Source organism: Streptomyces sp. NPDC048290, assembly GCF_040652095.1.
Taxonomy (GTDB): domain Bacteria; phylum Actinomycetota; class Actinomycetes; order Streptomycetales; family Streptomycetaceae; genus Streptomyces.
Map to the genome: position 1 here is coordinate 121,603 of NZ_JBEZLM010000012.1, position 19,511 is coordinate 141,113.

12 protein-coding genes are annotated in these 19,511 nt (G+C 71.9%); 7 read left to right on the forward strand and 5 right to left on the reverse strand.

Going from position 1 to position 19,511, the window contains the following annotated elements; all coding sequences use genetic code 11:
• Window positions 1-39 precede the first annotated feature (39 nt).
• Together nirB and nirD are read left to right on the forward strand one after the other, a co-directional pair.
• Window positions 40-2,676 carry a nitrite reductase large subunit NirB gene (nirB, locus tag AB0D49_RS22020; RefSeq protein WP_362759813.1) on the forward strand — a complete coding sequence of 879 codons (2,637 nt, stop codon included), beginning with the start codon at window positions 40-42 and terminating at the stop codon, window positions 2,674-2,676.
• Window positions 2,673-3,092, forward strand: coding sequence for a nitrite reductase small subunit NirD (gene nirD / locus AB0D49_RS22025; RefSeq protein WP_362759816.1), 420 nt, complete (start codon window positions 2,673-2,675; stop codon window positions 3,090-3,092). The genes nirB and nirD overlap by 4 nt, the downstream gene beginning before the upstream one ends.
• Before the next feature lie 93 nt (window positions 3,093-3,185).
• Here nirD and AB0D49_RS22030 read toward each other — a convergent pair whose 3' ends face one another.
• Window positions 3,186-4,346, reverse strand: a complete 1,161-nt coding sequence (locus AB0D49_RS22030; RefSeq protein ID WP_362759819.1) for an alkaline phosphatase PhoX — start codon at window positions 4,344-4,346, stop codon at window positions 3,186-3,188.
• Between the two features lie 255 nt (window positions 4,347-4,601).
• Between AB0D49_RS22030 and AB0D49_RS22035 the strand changes: the two genes are divergently transcribed.
• On the forward strand, window positions 4,602-4,808 hold the full coding sequence (locus AB0D49_RS22035) for a ferredoxin (protein ID WP_362759822.1): 207 nt from the start codon (window positions 4,602-4,604) through the stop codon (window positions 4,806-4,808).
• Window positions 4,809-4,939: 131 nt separating this feature from the next.
• Here AB0D49_RS22035 and ppdK read toward each other — a convergent pair whose 3' ends face one another.
• Window positions 4,940-7,663, reverse strand: a complete 2,724-nt coding sequence (ppdK, locus tag AB0D49_RS22040) for a pyruvate, phosphate dikinase (RefSeq protein ID WP_362760170.1) — start codon at window positions 7,661-7,663, stop codon at window positions 4,940-4,942.
• 928 nt (window positions 7,664-8,591) lie between these two features.
• Window positions 8,592-9,803 (reverse strand): ROK family protein, encoded by a 1,212-nt coding sequence (locus tag AB0D49_RS22045; RefSeq protein WP_362759824.1) that lies wholly within the window; start codon window positions 9,801-9,803, stop codon window positions 8,592-8,594.
• A 120-nt stretch (window positions 9,804-9,923) separates the two neighbouring features.
• Between AB0D49_RS22045 and AB0D49_RS22050 the strand changes: the two genes are divergently transcribed.
• The 3 genes from AB0D49_RS22050 (at window position 9,924) to AB0D49_RS22060 (ending at window position 15,210) form a co-directional block, all read left to right on the forward strand.
• The gene (locus AB0D49_RS22050; RefSeq protein WP_362759827.1) at window positions 9,924-11,405 is read left to right on the forward strand and encodes a hypothetical protein; all 1,482 of its coding nucleotides are present in this window, start codon (window positions 9,924-9,926) and stop codon (window positions 11,403-11,405) included.
• Window positions 11,402-13,339 carry a glycogen debranching N-terminal domain-containing protein gene (locus AB0D49_RS22055; protein WP_362759829.1) on the forward strand — a complete coding sequence of 646 codons (1,938 nt, stop codon included), beginning with the start codon at window positions 11,402-11,404 and terminating at the stop codon, window positions 13,337-13,339. Before AB0D49_RS22050 ends, AB0D49_RS22055 begins: the two co-directional genes overlap by 4 nt.
• Window positions 13,340-13,503: 164 nt before the next feature.
• Window positions 13,504-15,210: a CDP-alcohol phosphatidyltransferase gene (locus AB0D49_RS22060; RefSeq protein WP_362759832.1), complete on the forward strand. Its 1,707-nt coding sequence runs from the start codon at window positions 13,504-13,506 to the stop codon at window positions 15,208-15,210.
• Between the two features lie 506 nt (window positions 15,211-15,716).
• On the opposite strand, the gene dusB is transcribed toward AB0D49_RS22060, so the two are convergent.
• On the reverse strand, window positions 15,717-16,871 hold the full coding sequence (gene dusB / locus AB0D49_RS22065; protein WP_362759835.1) for a tRNA dihydrouridine synthase DusB: 1,155 nt from the start codon (window positions 16,869-16,871) through the stop codon (window positions 15,717-15,719).
• Between the two features lie 87 nt (window positions 16,872-16,958).
• On the opposite strand from dusB, the gene AB0D49_RS22070 reads away from it, so the two are divergent.
• Complete coding sequence (locus AB0D49_RS22070) at window positions 16,959-18,407, forward strand: MFS transporter (protein WP_362759838.1); 1,449 nt, start codon at window positions 16,959-16,961, stop codon at window positions 18,405-18,407.
• Window positions 18,408-18,476: 69 nt separating this feature from the next.
• On the opposite strand, the gene AB0D49_RS22075 is transcribed toward AB0D49_RS22070, so the two are convergent.
• Window positions 18,477-19,358 carry an alpha/beta fold hydrolase gene (locus AB0D49_RS22075; RefSeq protein WP_362759841.1) on the reverse strand — a complete coding sequence of 294 codons (882 nt, stop codon included), beginning with the start codon at window positions 19,356-19,358 and terminating at the stop codon, window positions 18,477-18,479.
• Window positions 19,359-19,511 lie beyond the last annotated feature (153 nt).

Below are 19,511 nucleotides of genomic sequence, written 5' to 3' on the forward strand. Positions count from 1 at the left end.
ACCTCGCGGACACCCCCGCATCCTGACGGAGGCTTCTGCATGACCGTGACCGCGACCGTCACCGCGACCGACACCCCGGGGGCCGTCCCCACCATCGTGCTCGTCGGCCACGGCATGGTCGGCCAGCGTTTCCTGGAGGCGCTCGCCGAGCGCGGCCTCACAGCGACCCACCGTGTGGTGGTGCTGGGCGAGGAGCAGCGGCCCGCGTACGACCGCGTCGGGCTGACGTCGTACTTCTCGGGCCGTACCCCGAAGGAACTCTCCCTCAGCGACCCGGCGTTCCTGGCCGCGCACGGGATCGAGCTGAGCCTCGGCGACCCGGTGGTGTCGGTCGACCGGGCGGAGCGGACTGTCACCGTCCGCTCGGGCCGTACCGTCGGCTACGACATCCTCGTCCTGGCCACCGGCTCCTTCCCCTTCGTACCGCCGGTGCCGGGACGGGACGCCGAGGGCTGTTTCGTGTACCGGACGATCGATGACCTGCTCGCGATCGAGGCATACGCGCGGGCCGGGGCGCGGACCGGCGCCGTGGTGGGCGGCGGGCTGCTGGGGCTTGAGGCGGCGGGCGCGCTGAAGGGGCTGGGGCTGGCCACGCACATCGTGGAGTTCGCGCCCCGGCTGATGCCCGCGCAGGTGGACGAGGGCGGGGGCGCGGCGCTGCTGCGGACGGTCCAGGACATGGGCCTGACCGTGCACACCGGTACCGGCACCGAGGCGATCGTCACGGACCCGGCGGGCGCGGTCACCGGGATGCGGCTGTCCGGCGGCGGCGAACTCGCCGTCGATCTCGTGGTGTTCAGCGCCGGGGTCCGGCCCCGCGACCAGCTCGCCCGGGACTGCGGGCTCACGGTCGGCGAGCGGGGCGGCATCGCGGTCGACGAGCGCTGCCGTACGGTCACCGATCCGGCGGTGTTCGCGATCGGCGAGTGCGCGCTGAGCGCGGACGGCCGGGTGTACGGGCTGGTGGCGCCGGGCTACGAGCAGGCGGAGACGGCGGCGGCGACGATCGCCGAGGCCGAGGCCGCGTTCACCGGCGCCGATGTCTCCACCAAGCTGAAGCTGCTCGGCGTGGATGTGGCCTCCTTCGGCGACGCGCACGGCACGACCGCCGACTGTCTGGACGTGGTGTACTCCGACGCCCGCTCGGGGCTGTACAAGAAGCTGGTCGTCGCCCGGGACGGCACACTGCTCGGCGGCATCCTCGTCGGCGACGCGGACGCGTACGGCACACTGCGCGCCCTGACCGGTTCGGTGCCCCCGGTGGCGGCGGAGTCGCTGGTACTGCCCGTGGGCGCGGGCGGCGGGGCGCAGCTCGGTCCGGGCGCGCTGCCGGACGAGGCGGTGGTCTGCTCCTGCCACAACGTGACCAAGGGCGCGGTCCGCGCGGCGGTCGCGGAACACGGCTGCACGACCGTCCCGCAGGTGCGCGCCTGCACCCGCGCGGGCAGCGGCTGCGGGAGCTGTGTGAAGGTGCTGGGGCAACTGGTCGGCGCCGAACTGGAGGCCGCCGGGGTCGAGGTCGACCAAGGGCTGTGCGGCTGCTTCCCGCAGACCCGCGAGGAGCTGTACGAGATCGTCCTCGCCCTGCGCGTCACCACGTACCAGGAACTGCTCGACCGCTTCGGGCGGGAGGGCGCCCGGGGCGGTGACGGGTGCGAGGTCTGCAAACCGGCCGTCGGGTCGATCATCGCCTCGCTGGCCGGGACGATCGGTGTGAGCGGCTATGTCCTGGCCGGTGAGCAGGCGGCGCTCCAGGACAGCAACGACCACTTCCTCGCCAACCTCCAGAAGAACGGCTCGTACTCCGTCGTCCCGCGGATTCCCGGCGGTGAGATCACCCCGGAGAAGCTCATCGTGATCGGGGAGATCGCCCGGGACTTCGGGCTGTACACGAAGATCACCGGCGGTCAGCGCATCGATCTGTTCGGCGCCCGGGTCGAGCAGCTCCCGCTGATCTGGACCCGGCTGGTCGACGCGGGCTTCGAGTCGGGGCACGCGTACGGGAAGGCGCTGCGCACGGTGAAGTCGTGCGTCGGACAGACCTGGTGCCGGTACGGCGTGCAGGACTCGGTGCGGATGGCGATCGACCTGGAGCTGCGGTACCGGGGGCTGCGCTCCCCGCACAAGCTGAAGTCGGCGGTGTCCGGGTGCGCCCGGGAGTGCGCGGAGGCCCGGTCGAAGGACTTCGGGGTGATCGCCACGGCGAGCGGCTGGAACCTGTACGTCGGTGGGAACGGCGGGGCGAGTCCGCGCCACGCGGATCTGCTCGCGCAGGATCTGAGCGACGCGGAGCTGATCCGGCTGATCGACCGGTTCCTGATGTTCTACATCCGTACCGCCGACCGGCTGGAGCGCACCTCGGCCTGGCTGGAGCGGCTGCCGGGCGGCCTGGACCATGTCCGGGACGTGGTGGTGGACGACTCCCTCGGGATCTGCGAGGAGCTGGAGCGGCTGATGGCCGACCATGTGGCGCACTACCGCGACGAGTGGGCGCGGACCCTCGCCGACCCCGAGAAGCTGGCCCGTTTCGTGTCGTTCGTGAACGCCCCCGACGCCCCCGACCCGGTGGTCGGTTTCGTATCCGAGCGCGATCAGATCAAGCCGGACCTGCCGCTGCTGGCGATCGGGCTGCGCCCCGCCGACGTCCCCGTCCTGGAAGGAACCGCCCCGCGATGACCATGGCACCCGAAATGACCGCCGTGAAAGAAACCGGCCCGGCGTCCGGGCTCGAGGTGCAGATCCGGCTGCCGGGCGGCGGTGGCTGGCTGGCCGTCTGCGACCTGGACCTCCTGCTCCCCGGCCGGGGCGTCGCCGCGCTGCTGCCGGGCGGCGACCAGGTCGCCCTGTTCCGCGACCGGGCGGGGCGGCTGTACGCCATCGACAACCGCGATCCGTTCGGTGGGGCGGCGGTCCTGTCCCGGGGGCTCACCGGCACCCACGCGGGCCGCGCGTTCGTGGCCTCCCCCCTGCTGAAGCAGCGCTTCGACCTGCGGTCGGGCCGGTGTCTGGACGAGGAGGGGGTGGGGGTGCGGGTGTACGAGGTGCGGGCGGCGACGGCTTCTGCGGGACCGGGAAGGGGTGGGGCGCGGTGACGCCGCCCCACCCGTCGTGCAGCGGGTCCGGTGGTCCGGCGCCCCACCCGTCGTCCAGCGGTCCGAGGGGTCGCCGCTCGAACAGGGCCGGCGCTACGACCGGAACGGGCCGGTGACCTCGTAGGTGATGCCGGCGGAGGAACTGCCGCTCGTGCCGCGCTGGCTGGAGAAGTACAGGCGGCGGCCGTCGGGGGAGAACGCCGGGCCCGTGATCTCCGAGGCGGACTGGCCGTCGATACGCAGGAAGGGCGCGATGACGTCGGCCGGGGTGATGACGCAGATCTCCATGTTGCCGCCGTCCTCGGCGACGTAGAGGTCCCCGGAGGCCGAGCCGGTGATGTTGTCGACGCCGGTCAGGGGCGCGGTGCCGGAGGTGACGAGGGAGTCGTCGTAGGCCAGCTCGTAGGTGTTGGTGGTCAGATTGAGCTGCCAGACGCGGTTGTCGCCCTTGGTGGTGAACCAGACGGTGTCGTCGGCGTAGTGGCAGCCCTCGCCGCCGTTGAAGGACTTGGAGCCGGAGACCTGGGTGCGGGTGGTGGTCGGGGAGCCGTCGGGGTCGGGGATGTTCGCCCAGGTGAAGGAGCCGGAGGTGGCGCTGCCCGCCACCATCACCTGGAGGGTCCCGGCGGACAGATTGCCCCAGGTGGCCGGGATGAAGCGGTAGAAGCGGCCGTTGGTCTCGTCCTCGGTGAGGTAGACGACCTTGCGCACCGGGTCGGCGGCGGCGGCCTCGTGCTTGAAGCGGCCCATGGCGTCCCGGCGGATCGCCGCGTTGGTGCCCCAGGGGTCGGTCTCGTAGACATAGCCGAGGGACACCTCCTCGCAGGACAGCCAGGTGTTCCACGGGGTCTTGCCGCCCGCGCAGTTGGTGCGGGTGTTGGCGAGGATCCGGTAGGCGGCGGTGATGGTGCCGGTGGACGAGAACTTCACCGCGCTCGCCCCGCCGGAGGGGCTGATCTCCGAGTTGGACACATAGATCCAGCCACTGCCATCGGCGTAACAGGCGCCTCCGTCTGGCGCGCTGTGCCAGGTGTAGGAGGTGCCGGGGACGCTCTGGCCCGAGCGGGCTATCACCCTGCTGGTGAACCCGCTCGGCAGTCTGATGCCGTTGGCGTCGGGTGAGCCGAGCGCCCCGTAGGGGCCGGTGCCGGGCTGGGCGGGGGCCGCGTAGGCGGCGCCGCGCCACAGACTGCCGCCGAGTGCGGCGGCGGAGCCGCCGAGGACGGCCGCACGCAGAAGGTTACGACGTTCCACTCTCACTCCCAGAGGTGCCGTGACCGGCCCCGCCACCGGTCGGCGGCGGGGTGGTGCGGTCTGGGACGTTAGGCGAGGGGGATGGACAAGTCATGGACATGCCGTGACGAATACGGGACGGACTTCTCACCCGAAGGAACGAAGCCGTCCCGCTCCGTGATCAAAAGCGCCCCGGGAAGGGCACCTTCGCCGTCACAACAGCGGAACCGGCCACTCCGGACCGCTCCGCACGGATAGGGACTGTGAGGGACTGTGATGACCGACGTGCCCCGGGTGACGATCGACACCAACCTCTGCATCGGCGCAGGCAACTGCTTCCTGACCGCACCGGCGGTCTTCGACCAGGACGACGACGGGTTCGGGACCGTACGCCCCGGCAAGGAGGACGGCGGCGGAGATCCGCTGACCAAGGAGGCGGCCCGGGGGTGTCCGGCGCAGGCGATCGAGGTCATGGGGGTGTAGCCGACGGAGAACGCCGAGGGGCGGCACCCCCGCACAGGGTGCCGCCCCTCTCCGTAGCCCGGAACCGCCCCGCCTCGGCGAGGGTCAGGTCGGCGAGGGTGGTTCCGGCGTTCAGGACCCCCGTCCGTCGGCTACCGGTGGTCGCTCCCGGCCGACCGGGAGGACCCGGACGCCGCCCGGCCCGCCTCCAGCCGCGCCACCGGGATGCGGAACGGCGAGCAGGAGACGTAGTCGAGACCCACCTCGTGGAAGAAGTGCACGGACTCCGGGTCGCCGCCGTGTTCGCCGCAGACCCCGAGCTTGAGGTCGGGGCGGGTCTCGCGGCCCGCCTTCGCGGCGAGTTCGACCAGGGAGCCGACGCCGTCGCGGTCGATGGTCTCGAAGGGGGAGACGCCGAAGATGCCCTTCTCCAGGTAGGCGGTGAAGAAGGACGCCTCGACGTCGTCGCGGCTGAAGCCCCACACCGTCTGGGTCAGGTCGTTGGTGCCGAACGAGAAGAACTGGGCGGCCTCGGCGATCTGACCGGCGGTCAGCGCGGCGCGCGGGAGCTCGATCATCGTGCCGATGGAGAGCTTCAGGGAGGTGCCGGTCTCCGCCTCCACCTCGGCGATCACCCGGTCCGCCTCGTCGCGCACGATCTCCAGCTCCTGGACCGTGCCGACCAGCGGGATCATGATCTCGGCGCGCGGGTCGCCCTTGGCCGCCTTGCGGGCCGCCGCCGCCTCCGCGATGGCGCGGACCTGCATGGTGAACAGCCCGGGGATGACCAGGCCGAGCCGGACTCCGCGCAGGCCCAGCATCGGGTTCTGCTCGTGGAGGCGGTGGACGGCCTGGAGGAGCCGGAGTTCGTTCTCGTGCGGCTCCTGGCGGGACTCGGCGAGGGCCACCCGGACGGAGAGTTCGGTGATGTCGGGCAGGAACTCGTGCAGCGGCGGGTCGAGGAGCCGGACGGTGACGGGGAGGCCGTCCATCGCCTCGAAGAGTTCCACGAAGTCCCGCTTCTGGAGCGGCAGCAGACCCTTCAGGGACTCCTCGCGCTCCTCGTCGTGGTCCGCGAGGATCAGCCGTTCCACCAGCTCGCGCCGGTCGCCGAGGAACATGTGCTCGGTGCGGCACAGGCCGATGCCCTGGGCGCCGAAGCGGCGGGCGCGCAGCGCGTCCTCGGCGTTGTCGGCGTTGGCGCGGACCCGCAGCCGGCGCTTGCGGTCGGCGAAGGCCATGATCCGGTGGACGGCCTCGACGAGTTCGTCGGCGTCGTCGGCGCCCGCGTGCATCCGGCCCTCGAAGTACTCGACCACCGGGGACGGGACGACCGGTACCTCACCGAGGTAGACCTTGCCGGAGGAGCCGTCGATGGAGATCAGGTCGCCCTCCTCCACCACATGCCCGCCGGGGACGGTCATCCGGCGGCGCTTGGTGTCGACCTCCAGCTCCTCCGCGCCGCACACACAGGTCTTGCCCATGCCCCGGGCGACCACGGCCGCGTGGGAGGTCTTGCCGCCACGGGAGGTGAGGATGCCCTCCGCCGCGATCATGCCGTCGAGGTCGTCGGGGTTGGTCTCGCGGCGGATCAGGATGACCTTCTCGCCGGAGCGGGACCACTTGACGGCGGTGTACGAGTCGAAGACCGCCTTGCCGACCGCCGCGCCCGGTGAGGCGGCGATGCCCCGGCCGACCTGCTGGACCTTGGCGTCCTCGTCGAAGCGGGGGAACATCAGCTGGGCGAGCTGGGCGCCGTTGACCCGCTGGAGCGCCTCGGCCTCGTCGATCAGGCCCTGGTCGACGAGCTGGGTCGCGATCCGGAAGGCGGCACCGGCGGTGCGCTTGCCGACCCGGGTCTGGAGCATCCACAGCTGGCCGCGCTCGATGGTGAACTCGATGTCGCAGAGGTCCTTGTAGTGGTTCTCCAGGGTCTCCATGATCCGCATCAGCTGGTCGTACGACGTCTTGTCGATCGACTCCAGCTCGGCCAGCGGGACCGTGTTGCGGATGCCGGCGACGACGTCCTCGCCCTGGGCGTTCTGGAGGTAGTCGCCGTAGACGCCCTGGTAGCCGGAGGCGGGGTCGCGGGTGAAGGCGACGCCGGTGCCGGAGTCGGGGCCGAGGTTGCCGAAGACCATGGAGCAGATGTTGACGGCGGTGCCGAGGTCGTGCGGGATGCGTTCCTGGCGGCGGTAGAGCTTGGCCCGGTCGCCGTTCCAGGAGTCGAAGACCGCCTTGATGGCGAGGTCCATCTGCTCGCGCGGCTCCTGCGGGAAGTCCCGCCCGGCCTCCTTCTTGACGATCTTCTTGAAGGCGGTGACCAGTTTCTTGAGGTCGGCGGCCTCCAGCTCGGTGTCCACCGCGACCTTCTTGGTGGACTTGGCCTTGTCCAGCGCCTCCTCGAACAGCTCGCCGTCGACGCCGAGGACCGTCTTGCCGAACATCTGGATGAGGCGGCGGTAGGAGTCCCAGGCGAACCGCTCGTCGCCCGCCTGCCGGGCCAGTCCCTGCACGGACGCGTCGGAGAGCCCGATGTTGAGGACGGTGTCCATCATGCCCGGCATGGAGAACTTCGCTCCGGAACGTACGGAGACCAGCAGGGGGTCGTCGGCCTGGCCGAGCTTCTTGCCCATGCGCTGCTCCAGCGCGTCGAGGTGCGCACTCACCTCGTCACGCAGTGCCGCGGGCTCCTCGCCGCTGTCCAGGTAGACCTTGCACGCCTCGGTGGTGATGGTGAACCCGGGAGGGACCGGAAGGCCCAGATTGGTCATCTCCGCGAGGTTCGCGCCCTTGCCACCCAGAAGGTCCTTCAGGTCCTTGTTGCCCTCGGTGAAGTCGTAAACGAACTTGTTCTTTTCCGACACGGGTCCCAACTCCTCGGAGGACTCGGTGGCTGCCCTGACGGCGAGGAACATACCCAGATCCAAGGCGTCTGGGGAGGTCTACTTGTGCGTCATGTGCCTGTAACCGGGCATCCGCCACAGGATCGAAAGTCAAGGCTTGGCAAGGAATCGGGCGATCATGTGTTCACTTCTTGAAGCCAAGCGTCGCCTTATGCCTGCACATCATGCTCACATGAGCGACTTATGACACGTCTGAGTTCGCTCGATGAACGATCATCGATTGGCACTCAGTGCCACCCCTTGGAGAAGTGCAGTCGCTCATGATCCGCTCATCTGAGCGGAAGCCTTATCAAGGGTGGCGAGAATCACGCGGTGCGGTCACTCTTGCGGGCGACCGGATATCACCATGCGGACGGTCGGCGAGGAGCCGTTACGGGGAGGAAACCTCCTCTCATCCACCGAGCGTGCGCTTGGGCCCGTTGGGCCGCAACTTCGGGGTTCTCTGGCGGGGGGTGCGTTTGGCGAGTGCGGGTGGGTGGGGGCGGGGTCGCGCAGTTCCTCCCCCAGAGGGGGCACCCCCAGCGCCCCTGAGAGGCCCGGTCCTCCACCGGCGCGGGGGAAGGTGCGGGTGCGTGGGGGCTGGTCGCGCAGTTCCCCGCGCCCCTAAAAAGCCTCGGTCCACCACCGGTGCGGGGAAAAGTGCGGGTGGGTGGGGGTTAGTCGCGCAGTTCCCCGCGCCCCTGAAAGGCTCGGTCCACCATCGGTGCGGGGAAAAGTGCGGGTGTGTGGGGGCTGGTCGCGCAGTTCCCCGCGCCCCTGAAAGACCGGCGGGGGCTGGGCGCCGTGTGTGGGCCCCGGGTCTTCGAGGGGCGGTCGGGGCAACGCCCTGTTTTTAGGGGCGCGGGGAACTGCGCGAGCAACCACACACCACCCGCACCCGCCCCCCTAGGCGCGCCGGTCAAACACCCAGCGCGCGCAATCGCTCCTCCGCGCGGTCCGGGGCGTAGAGGTGTTCCACCACCAGCGCGCCGCCACCGATCAGCGCCGCCCGGTCGCCCAGACGGGATGTCACGACCTCCAGATGCGCGGTGGAGCGCGGCAACGCCCGCTGGTACAGAAGCTCCCGTACGCCGGTCAGGAACGGTATCCCCGCCAGATCACCGGCGATCATCAGCACACCGGGGTTGAGCAGCGTCACCACCGTCGCCAGCACCTCCCCCACGTCCCGCCCCGCCTCGCGGGCGAGCGCCGCCGCCTCCGGATGCCCCGCCGCCAGCAGCACCCGCACATCCGAGCCGGACGCCGCCGGCACCCCGGCCTCGGACAGCCGCCGCGCCACCGCACCCCCGCTGGCGACGGCCGCGAGACAGCCGTACGAGCCGCAGCGGCACAGCGCGTGGGTGCCCCGCGGGACGCGGATGTGGCCGATGTCCCCGGCGCCGCCGTCGACGCCACGGAACAGCGCGCCGTCCACCACCACGCCAGCGCCTATCCCGGTGGACACCTTGACCAGCACGAACGCCGCGCACCCCGGATGCCCGGCGCGCTGCTCGCCGTACGCCATGAGGTTGGCGTCGTTGTCGACCAGGACCGGTACCGGGGCGGTGGCGCCGGTGTGGTCGGCGAAGGAGCGGGCGAGGCGGCCCCGTATGTCGTAGCCGTCCCAGCCCGGCATCATCGGGGGCTGGACCACCCGGCCGGTCGTGGAGTCCACCGGGCCGGGCACGGCGAGGCCGATGCCGCAGACCTCCGCGGGGCTCCGCCCGGCCTTGCGCAGCAGCTCCGCGAACCAGCCGCCGAGCTCGCCGAGCACCGGCTCCGGGCCGTCCTCCACCACCAGCGTGCCGCCGCTCTCCGCGAGGATGTCGCCGGTCAGGGTCAGCAGGGCGGCGCGGGCGTGCCGGGTGTCGAGGTCGGCGGCGAGGACCACCGCGTGCGCGTCGTCGAACTCCAGGGTGATGGAGGGGCGTCCGCCGAGCGGGGAGCCGACCGGGCCCCCGGCGCCCTCGCGCAGCCAGCCCGCGCGGAAGAGCCGGTCCAGGCGCTGACCGACGGTGGCCCGGGACAGTCCGGTGACCTGCTGGAGCGCGCCACGGGTGACGGCCCGTCCGCTGCGGACGAGTTCCAGCAGCTCACCGGCGCTGGTCTGGGTTCCGTTACGACCGGTCATGCTCACCCCCTTGTGTTTCCCAAGTCTGCATTACATCCTGGGTTTTGCGTGTTAAATAGACGTAACTCTACGGTGGCCAGGACCGAACCGGTCCGGCCGTACGTCTTCGGGGAGCCCCGAGTGGATCGCACCGCCCAACTCACCGCCCGACCTGCGCACCGAGAGATCGCATACGATCCTCCACCGCCGCCCGGTTCGCCCCGGCTCGCGGCGGCCCGGGTGCTGGAACGGAACTGGACCGGGACATCGACGGTGCCCTCGCGCTCGCTGTATCCGCACCAGTGGTCCTGGGACTCGGCGTTCATCGCGATCGGACTGCGGCACCTGTCGCCGTTACGGGCCCAGACCGAACTGGAGACGCTGTTCCGCGCCCAGTGGGGCGACGGCCGTGTCCCGCACATCGTCTTCAACCCCTCCGTGCCGCTCGACGCGTACTTCCCGAGCCCCGACTTCTGGCGCTCCTCGGCCGCGGGCCGCACCGCGGGCGCTCCGCGCACCGTACAGACGTCAGGGATCGTGCAGCCACCGGTGCACGCGCTGGCTGTCTGGTTCACCCATCTCGCCGACCCCGGTCTGTCCCGCGCCCGGGGCTTCCTCACCGGCATGTATCCGAAGCTCGCCGCCTGGCACCGCTATCTGCTGCACCGACGTGATCTGGGCGGTGCCGGACTGGCCTCGGTCGTCCACCCCTGGGAGCAGGGCATGGACAACAGCCCCGCCTGGGACGCCCCGCTCGCCCGGGTCGTCCCCGCCCCGGGCCGCTCCTTCCGCCGCGCCGACCTCGACCACGGCGCCGCCGAGGACCGGCCGACCGATCTGGACTACGGCCGGTATGTGCGGCTGGCGGCGGACTACCGGGACGGCGGATACGCGGACGCGCCGGGCGCGTTCATGGTGGAGGACCCCGCGTTCAACGCCCTGCTGATCGCCTCCGAGCACGCCCTCGCCCGGATCGCCGGGGAACTGGGCGCCACCGGCACCGCCCGTCACGCGCGCGCCGAGCGCCTCACGGCCGTTCTGCTGGACCGGCTGTGGGACCCGGCGAGCGGGATGTTCCTGTGCCGGGATCTGCGCGACGGCGACGAGACGGGGGCGCGGGCCGGGTCCCGGCGACCCGGCGGGGCCCGGCGGTCCGGCGGGTCCGTCCTCGGTGGGGAACTGGTCCCCGAGCGCGCGGTGTCCGGGCTGGTCCCGCTGATGCTGCCGACGCTGCCGCGCGAGATCGCCGCCACGCTGGTGCGCACACTCACCGGCCCGCACTTCGGGCTGGGCGCGAGCACCCGGCTGGTGCCCAGCTACGACCTGCTGGGCGAGTCGTTCGACCCGCACCGCTACTGGCGCGGGCCGGCCTGGTTCAACACCGGCTGGCTGGTGGAGCGCGGGCTGCGCCGCCACGGCGAGCCGGAGCGGGCGGACGCCCTGCGGTCGGCCCTCGTGGACAGCGCGCTGTCGTCCGGGTTCGCCGAGTACGTCGACCCGTACACCGGTGGGGCCTGCGGCGCGGCCGGCTTCGGCTGGACCGCCGCCCTCACCCTCGATCTGCTGCACGCCATGGAACCGGCCGCGCGGAGCGCCACGGCCGAGGGAGGGGACCGGCCATGACGGACCGGCATCATCTGCTCGTGTACGGCGGTACGTTCGCCGCCGTCGACGACAGCGGCGACATCACCGGCGTACGGCACGGCGGCTCCCCCGAGGGGCTGTTCGTGCGGGACGCCCGGCATCTGAGCCGCTGGCAGCTCACCGTGGACGGGGCGGTGCCGGAGGCCCTGGCGCCGGTCGGCGCCGGGGACACCGCGCGCTGTGTCCTCGTCCCGCGCGGCGGGCGCACCGAGCCGCCCGCGTGCACCCTGTTCCGGGAACAGGCGGTCGCGGAGAGCGCGTTCGTGGAGTCGCTGCGGGTGACCAGCAACCGGCCGGTGCCGGTCACGGTCCGGCTGGCGCTCACCGTCGACGCCGACTTCACCGACCAGTTCGAGCTGCGCGCGGACCACCGCACCTACGCCAAGACCGGCGTCGTGCGGCGCCGGGAGATCCTCGACGACGGCGTCGAGTTCGGCTACCGGCGCGGCGAGTGGCGCTCCAGTACCACGGTGACCGCCGAGCCCGCCCCGGACGCGGTGGAGGAGACCGGCACCGGCGCCCGACGGCTGGTGTGGGCCCTGGAACTGCCCGCGCACGGCACGGCGGAGCTGCTGCTGCGGGTGATGGCCCGGCCGCACGGCGAGAAGCGGGCGCTGCGGGTGCCGCGCTCCCCGCGCGCGGTGACCGAGCAGGTACGGGCGCGGGAGGCCGCGTTCATGGAGGGCGTGGCCTTCCCGACCGGCTGGCCCGAGCTGGCGGCGGCCTGTACGCGGGGGCTCGCGGACCTGGCCATACTGCAAGTCCCGGCGACCGGTCCGGACGGCGAGGAACTGCGGGTACCGGCGGCCGGGGCGCCCTGGTTCCTCAGTCTGCTCGGCCGGGACGCCCTGCTGACCTCGCTGTTCGCCCTCCCGTACCGTCCGCAGCTGGCCGCCGCGACACTGCCCGCGCTCGCCGCGACCCAGGCGACGGACACCCGCGCGGAGGCGGTCGCCCAGCCCGGCAAGATCGTGCACGAGGTACGCCACGGCGAGCTGGCCCACTTCGGGCAGGTGCCGTACGGGCGCTACTACGGGTCGGTGGACGCCACTCCGCTGTTCCTGGTGCTGCTCGGCGCGTATGTGGAGCAGACCGGGAACGGGGTACTGGCCCGGCGCCTCGAACCGCACGCGCGGGCCGCGGTCGGCTGGATGCTGGACCACGGCGGGCTGACCTCGCGCGGCTATCTCGTCTACCGCGCCGACCGGGGCGGTCTCGCCAACCAGAACTGGAAGGACTCCCCCGGCGCGATCTGCGCCGCCGACGGCACCCGGCCGACCGGCCCGGTGATGGCGGCGGGCGCGCAGGGCTACGCGTACGACGCCCTGCGCCGCACCGCGTGGCTGTCGCGCACGGTGTGGGGCGACGAGGTGTACGCGGCGCTGCTGGAGCAGGCGGCGGCGGATCTGCGGGACCGTTTCCAGCGGGACTTCTGGATGGCGGACCGGGCGTTCCCGGCGCTGGCCCTGGACGGCGAGGGCCGCGCCCTGGACGCGCTGGCCTCCGACGCCGGGCATCTGCTGTGGTCCGGGCTGCTCGACAAGGAGTACGGGGAGGTGGTCGGGCGGCGGCTGCTGGAACCGGACTTCTTCTCCGGCTGGGGCGTGCGGACGCTGGCGGCCGGGCAGCCCGCGTACCACCCGCTGTCGTACCACCGGGGTTCGGTGTGGCCGCACGACAACGCGCTGATCACGCTGGGCCTGGCCCGCTACGGGCTGCACGACGAGGCGCGGGCGGTGGCGCAGGGCGTGGTGGCGGCGGCCGGGGCGATGGGCGGACGGCTCCCCGAGGTGTACGCGGGGTACGAGCGGGGGGTCGGGGACGGGCCCGTGCCGTACGCGCACGCGTGTGTGCGGGAGTCACGGGCGGCGGCCTCGCCGCTGGGTCTGCTGACGGCGGTGGGAGGGGCGTAGGGAAGAGAAGCGGCGGCGGTGGGAGGGGTGTAAGGCAAAGAAAGGGCAGGGAAGGGCGGTGCGGTGAACGGGTCGTGGGGGCGGCCCGTACGGGACGGGACAGGACCGTTCCGTACGGGACGGGACAGGACACGTGACCCGCACCGTGCGGAAGGACCCTTCTGGTGGCCGTACTCGCCCGCTTGCTCTCCCGGCCCCGACGACATGTGGCGCAGTGGGGGGAACGGCATCCCCGGGCGGCCCTCGCGGGGCGGGTCGGGCTGACGGCGGGGGCCGCGGCGCTGGTGTTCCTGGCCTGTGTGCTGCCGAACGCGCTGGAGGACATGCGGCCCGCGGCGTTCGTACGGATTCCGGCGGAGCTGGTCGTGGCGGCGGCGCTGCTGCTCGCGCTCCCGCGCCGGGCGCGGTCCTGGGCGGCCGGGGCGATCGGCGCCGGGCTCGGGACGGTCACGGTGGTGAACCTGCTGGACCTCGGGTTCCGGGAGTATCTGGGGCGGGGCTTCAACCCGGTGCTGGACTGGGGGCTGCTGGACGACGCCCAGTCGTACATGGTCGACACCATGGGGCGGACGACCACCTGGATCGCGACGGTGGCGGTCGTGGTGGGGGCGGTGGCGCTGGTCGCGGGGACGGGGGCGGCGGCCGTACGGCTCAGCCGCCTCCTCGGACGCCATCAGGGGGCGGTGACCCGGGGGACGCTGATCACGGCGACGGTGTGGATCTGCTGCGCCACGCTGGGGGTGCAGCTCGCCGGGGTGCCGGTGGCCGCCGACCGGGCGCGGGACGTGGTCGAGGCGAAGGCGCGGATGGTGCGGTGGACACTGAAGGACGAGGCGGCGTTCGCCAAGGAGGCGGGCAAGGACCCCTACGGGGCGACACCGCCCGGTCAGCTCGTCCCGGACCTGCGGGGCAAGGACGTGGTCTTCGCGTTCATCGAGAGCTACGGCCGGACGGCGATCGAGGACCCGGTGACCGCGCCCGGCGTCACCGGGACGCTGACGGACCGCAACAAGGCGCTGGAGGCAGCCGGGTTCCGGGCCAAGAGCGGCTGGCTGACCTCGGCGACCTTCGGAGGGAGCAGCTGGCTCGGGCACTCCACGTTCCTGTCCGGCCTGTGGATCGACAACCAGCAGCGGTACCGGACGGTGACGGCGGGCGACCGGCTGACCCTGACCAAGGTGTTCCAGAAGACGGGGGCGTGGGACACGGTCGGGGTGATGCCGGGTGTGCAGAAGGGCTGGCCGGAGCAGCGGTTCTTCGGTCTTGACACCGTGTACGACGCCTTCGACCTCGGCTACGAGGGGCCGAAGTTCAGCTGGTCGACCATGCCGGACCAGTACGCGCTGCAGGCGTTCGAGCGGCTGGAGCACGGTCGGCGGGGGGACGGGGAACGGCCGCTGATGTCGGAGATCATCCTGACGTCCAGTCACCAGCCGTGGGCGCCGCTGCCGGAGATGGTGGACTGGGACGACCTCGGCGACGGCTCCCTCTACGACCCGATCGAGGCGAAGGGCCACCGCCCGTCGGAGATCGTCTCGAACGGAACGCGTTCCAAGGAGGAGTACGGGAAGTCCGTCGCCTACTCGGTCCGCTCTCTGACGGAGTGGCTGGAGCGGTACGGCACCGAGGACACGGTGCTGGTGTTCCTCGGCGACCACCAGCCGCTGGCCAAGGTGACGGGGCCGCGCGCCAGCCGGGACGTACCGGTGTCGATCGTGGCGAAGGACCCCGCGGTGCTGGCGAAGATCTCCGACTGGCGCTGGACGGACGGCCTTCAGCCTGGCGGCACGACACCGGTCTGGAAGATGAGCGCCTTCCGTGACCGCTTCTTGAGGGCGTACGGGTCGGTCCCGACACCGTCCGGCGCCTGACCCCGCCCCCCGTTCCCCACCCACCCGGCTGTCGGTTGGGGGGCTTGGGGGGGGTGTGCGGAGGCATGGGGGTACGGGGGGTACGGGGGCCACTGGAGCGAGCCTGATCGGTGGAGTGGGGGGCCGTTGGGGCGGGGGCGACGGTTGTATGCGAGCGACCGAGACGGGTGGGCGGGTGGGAAAAACCGTCCAGCGCCGGGCGCCCTGGTCGGGACGGGAGGCGCAAGGAGACGGCCAGGACCCGGCTGACCGAGACGGGCGGGCGGGTGGGAAAAACCGTCCAGTGCCGGGCGCCCTGGTCGGGACGGGAGGCGCAAGGAGACGGCCAGGACCCGGCTGACCGAGACGGGCGGGCGGGCGGGAAAAACCGTCCAGCGCCGGGCGCCCTGGTCGGGACGGGGGACGCGAGGCGACGGTCAGGGGCTGGCTGGGCGAGACGGGTGGGTGGGTGGGTGAAGGCGTCCGGCGTGGAGTGGCCGGCGGCATCCCGCTGCCGTAACACCCGGTCAACCGCCGGAGGTGTCCAGTTCTGCCTCCTCCCCCACGCCGGCACAGTCGTACGGGTCCCGGAGCCAGCCGTCCGGGAGTACGACCCGGTTGTTGCCCGAGGTCCGGCCACGGGGACCGTCCGCGCCCTCCGGCCAGCCCTGGTCGAGGTCCAGTTCGTCCAGCCCGCCCCGCAACTCCGCCAGCGACGAGGCGATGGCCAGCCGCTTGCGCATCTCGGAGCCGACCGCGAACCCCTTGAGATACCAGGCGACATGCTTACGGAAGTCGATGACGCCCCGCGCCTCGTCCCCGATCCACTCCCCGAGCAGCGCGGCGTGCCGCACCATCACATCGGAGACGACCCGCAGCGAGGGCCGCGCCACCTCCCCCGCCCGCCCTTCGAACGCCGCGACGAGATCCCCGAACAGCCACGGCCGCCCGAGGCACCCGCGCCCGACCACGACCCCGTCGCAGCCGGTCGTACGGACCATGCGCAGGGCGTCGTCCGCCGACCAGATGTCGCCGTTGCCGAGGACGGGGATCTCGGGGACGTGGTCCTTCAGCCGCGCGATGGCGTCCCAGTCGGCGGTGCCGCCGTAGTGCTGGGCGGCGGTCCGCCCGTGCAGCGCGATCGCCGTGACGCCCTCCTCCACCGCGATCCGCCCGGCGTCGAGGAAGGTGAGGTGATCGTCGTCGATCCCCTTGCGCATCTTCATCGTGACCGGCAGGTCCCCCGCGCCGGTGACCGCCTCGCGCAGGATCGCGCGCAGCAGCGGACGCTTGTAGGGCAGCGCGGAGCCACCGCCCTTGCGGGTCACCTTGGGGACGGGGCAGCCGAAGTTCAGGTCGATGTGATCGGCGAGACCCTCGTCCGCGATCATGCGGACCGCCTTGCCGACGGTCGCCGGGTCCACCCCGTACAGCTGGATCGAGCGCGGTGTCTCGCTCGCGTCGAAGTGGATCAGCTGCATGGTCTTCTCATTGCGCTCGACCAGCGCCCGGGTCGTGATCATCTCGCTCACGAACAGGCCCTTCCCGCCGCTGAACTCCCGGCACAGGGTGCGGAAGGGCGCGTTGGTGATCCCGGCCATGGGGGCCAGGACGACGGGCGGCTGAACGGTGTGCGGACCGATCCGCAGCGACGGCTGCGCGGGGCTGACGGGCGTGGACATCCCCCCATTGTGCCGGGTGCCGAACCCACACGGCATCCACATATTTGTTAGTTAGCCGCACTATCGAAATCGACGTACAGTGGAGAAATGTCCGAGCCGAGCTCTCGCCGACGGATGCTGGTACTCGCGATCTGCTGTATGAGCCTGCTGATCGTGAGCATGGACAACACGGTGCTGAACATCGCGCTCCCCTCGATGCAGCGCGACCTGCACGCCACCACCTCCGGTCTCCAGTGGACCATCGACGCGTACACGCTGGTCCTGGCCTCCCTGCTGATGCTGGCCGGTTCCACGGCCGACCGGATCGGGCGCAAGCGGGTCTTCATCGTGGGCCTGATCGTCTTCACCCTCGGTTCGGCCCTGTGCTCCGTGGCGCCCAGCCTGGAGACGCTGGTGGCGTTCCGGATGATCCAGGCGGTGGGCGGCTCGATGCTGAACCCGGTCGCCATGTCGATCATCACCAACACCTTCACCGCCCCCGCCGAACGCGCCCGCGCGATCGGCGCGTGGGGCGCGGTGGTCGGTATCTCGATGGCGGCCGGTCCCATGATCGGCGGTCTGCTGGTGGAGGCGGTCAACTGGCGGGCGATCTTCTGGATCAACCTCCCCGTCGGTATCGCCGCGCTCCTGCTGACCTGGCGGTTCGTCCCGGAGTCCCGGGCCGCCAAGCCGCGCAGGGCGGACCCGGTCGGACAGCTCCTGATCATCCTGCTGTTCGGTTCGCTGACGTACGCGATCATCGAGGCCCCGCACTCCTCACTGTCGTACGTCCTCCCCTTCGCCGCCCTCGCGGTGTTCGCGCTGGTGGCGCTGGTGCGGGTGGAGCCGAGACGGGCCGAACCGCTGATCGACCTGCGGTTCTTCCGGTCGGCGCCGTTCAGCGGTGCGACGGTCATCGCCATCAGCGCCTTCGCCGCGCTCGGCGGCTTCCTCTTCCTGTCGACGCTGTACCTCCAGAACGTCCGGGGCCTGGACGCCCTGCACGCCGGACTGTGGATGCTGCCGATGGCCCTCCCGACCTTCGTGTGCGCCCCGCTGTCCGGACGGCTGGTCGGCAGCCGGGGCCCACGGATACCGCTGGTGATCGCCGGGGTGACGATGACGGCCGGGGCCCTGATGTTCGCCGCGTTCCACGCCGAGACCTCCGACGTGACCCTCCTCCTCGGCTATGCCCTGTTCGGCATCGGCTTCGGCTTCGTGAACGCGCCCATCACCAACACGGCGGTGTCCGGGATGCCGCTCTCCCAGGCCGGTGTCGCCTCCGCCGTCGCCTCCACCAGCCGCCAGCTGGGCCAGACCCTGGGCGTCGCGGTGGTCGGCGCGCTCCTGGCGGCCGGGCTCGGCGGGCTGACCTACGCGGAGGGCTTCGAGACCGCCGCCCGCCCCGGCTGGTGGGTACTGGTGCTGTGCGGACTCCTGGTGCTCGGGATCGGCGTCCTGACCAGCGGCCGGTGGGCACAGCACACCGCCGAACGCACGGCGGCCCGGCTGGAGTCGTCGGAGGCCCGGGACCAGACGGTGGCGGCACGGAGATAGCTCACAGGCGCCCTCGCCCCACGTCCGGCCCACCGGACCCCGACCCAACGAGCCTCACCCTCGGCCCCCTCACCCCGTGTGCGCCACCACCGCCCCGACGATCTCCGGCCACAGCTCACGCGGCCGGTCGTGCCCCATGTCCGGGAGCAGCAGCAGCTCCGCGCCCGGCACCAGCTCCGCCGTACGCCGTCCACCGCTGGGGTCGATCAGAGTGTCGTCCAGCCCATGGATCACCAGGGTCGGCACCTTCAGCGCGCGCAGCCCGTCCGCCCGGGACCCGCTGAGGATCATCGCCCCCAACTGCCGTCCGCCCCCGGCCGGGTAGTACGCGCGGTCATAGCTGCGGCCCGCCAGCTCCCGCAGCACCGCCGCGTCCCCGTAGCGCCGCGACGCCCACACCAGCTCGCGCTCCGCCGCCGCCACAAACCCCGCGCGGTCGACCGGTTTCGGCGCGAACAGCACCGCCTGCGCCTCGGGCGTCGACTCGCCGTACCCCCGCTCGCCGGTGGTCGACATCATCGACTTCAGGGTGAGGACCCGCTCCGCACGGGTGAGGGCCATCGTCTGGGCGATCATCCCGCCCATCGACGCCCCGACCACATGCGCCCGCTCGATCCCCAGCGCCGTGAGCAGCCCGAACCCGTCCTCGGCCATATCGCCCAACCGGTACGGCACCATCGCCTCGGCGGCCGGAAGGTCCCCCGCCCGGACGGCGGCGATGAACCGGTCCCGGTCCACAGGATGGTCGTCGAACTTGGTCGACAGCCCCGTGTCCCGGTTGTCGAACCGGATCACATACCGTCCCCGGTCCGCCAGCGCCCGGCAGAGGTCCTCGTGCCAGGAGAGCAGCTGCGAAGCGAACCCCGACACCAGCAGCACCGCTGGATCTCCCGGATCACCGAAGCACTCATGGGCGAGGGACACTCCGGACGACACTTCGACAATCGGCATACCGCGATCCTGCCAAGCCGCACCACCCCACCGCACCCGGTTTGACCCGCCCCGCGTCCGCTCCGGAGACTCTCCCCGGCGTCCTCACCTACCGTCGCCCGAAGTTCCCGTGAAGGAAGCCCCGTTGATGTTGCACCTACCGCACACTCACCA

Coding starts and splice junctions, on each gene's coding strand:
- nirB (WP_362759813.1), top strand. CDS start 40: ATGACCGTGACCGCGACCGTCACCGCGACCGACACCCCGGGGGCCGTC.
- nirD (WP_362759816.1), top strand. CDS start 2,673: ATGACCATGGCACCCGAAATGACCGCCGTGAAAGAAACCGGCCCGGCG.
- AB0D49_RS22035 (WP_362759822.1), top strand. CDS start 4,602: ATGACCGACGTGCCCCGGGTGACGATCGACACCAACCTCTGCATCGGC.
- AB0D49_RS22045 (WP_362759824.1), bottom strand. CDS start 9,803: ATGACCGGTCGTAACGGAACCCAGACCAGCGCCGGTGAGCTGCTGGAA.
- AB0D49_RS22055 (WP_362759829.1), top strand. CDS start 11,402: ATGACGGACCGGCATCATCTGCTCGTGTACGGCGGTACGTTCGCCGCC.
- dusB (WP_362759835.1), bottom strand. CDS start 16,871: ATGTCCACGCCCGTCAGCCCCGCGCAGCCGTCGCTGCGGATCGGTCCG.
- AB0D49_RS22070 (WP_362759838.1), top strand. CDS start 16,959: ATGTCCGAGCCGAGCTCTCGCCGACGGATGCTGGTACTCGCGATCTGC.
- AB0D49_RS22075 (WP_362759841.1), bottom strand. CDS start 19,358: ATGCCGATTGTCGAAGTGTCGTCCGGAGTGTCCCTCGCCCATGAGTGC.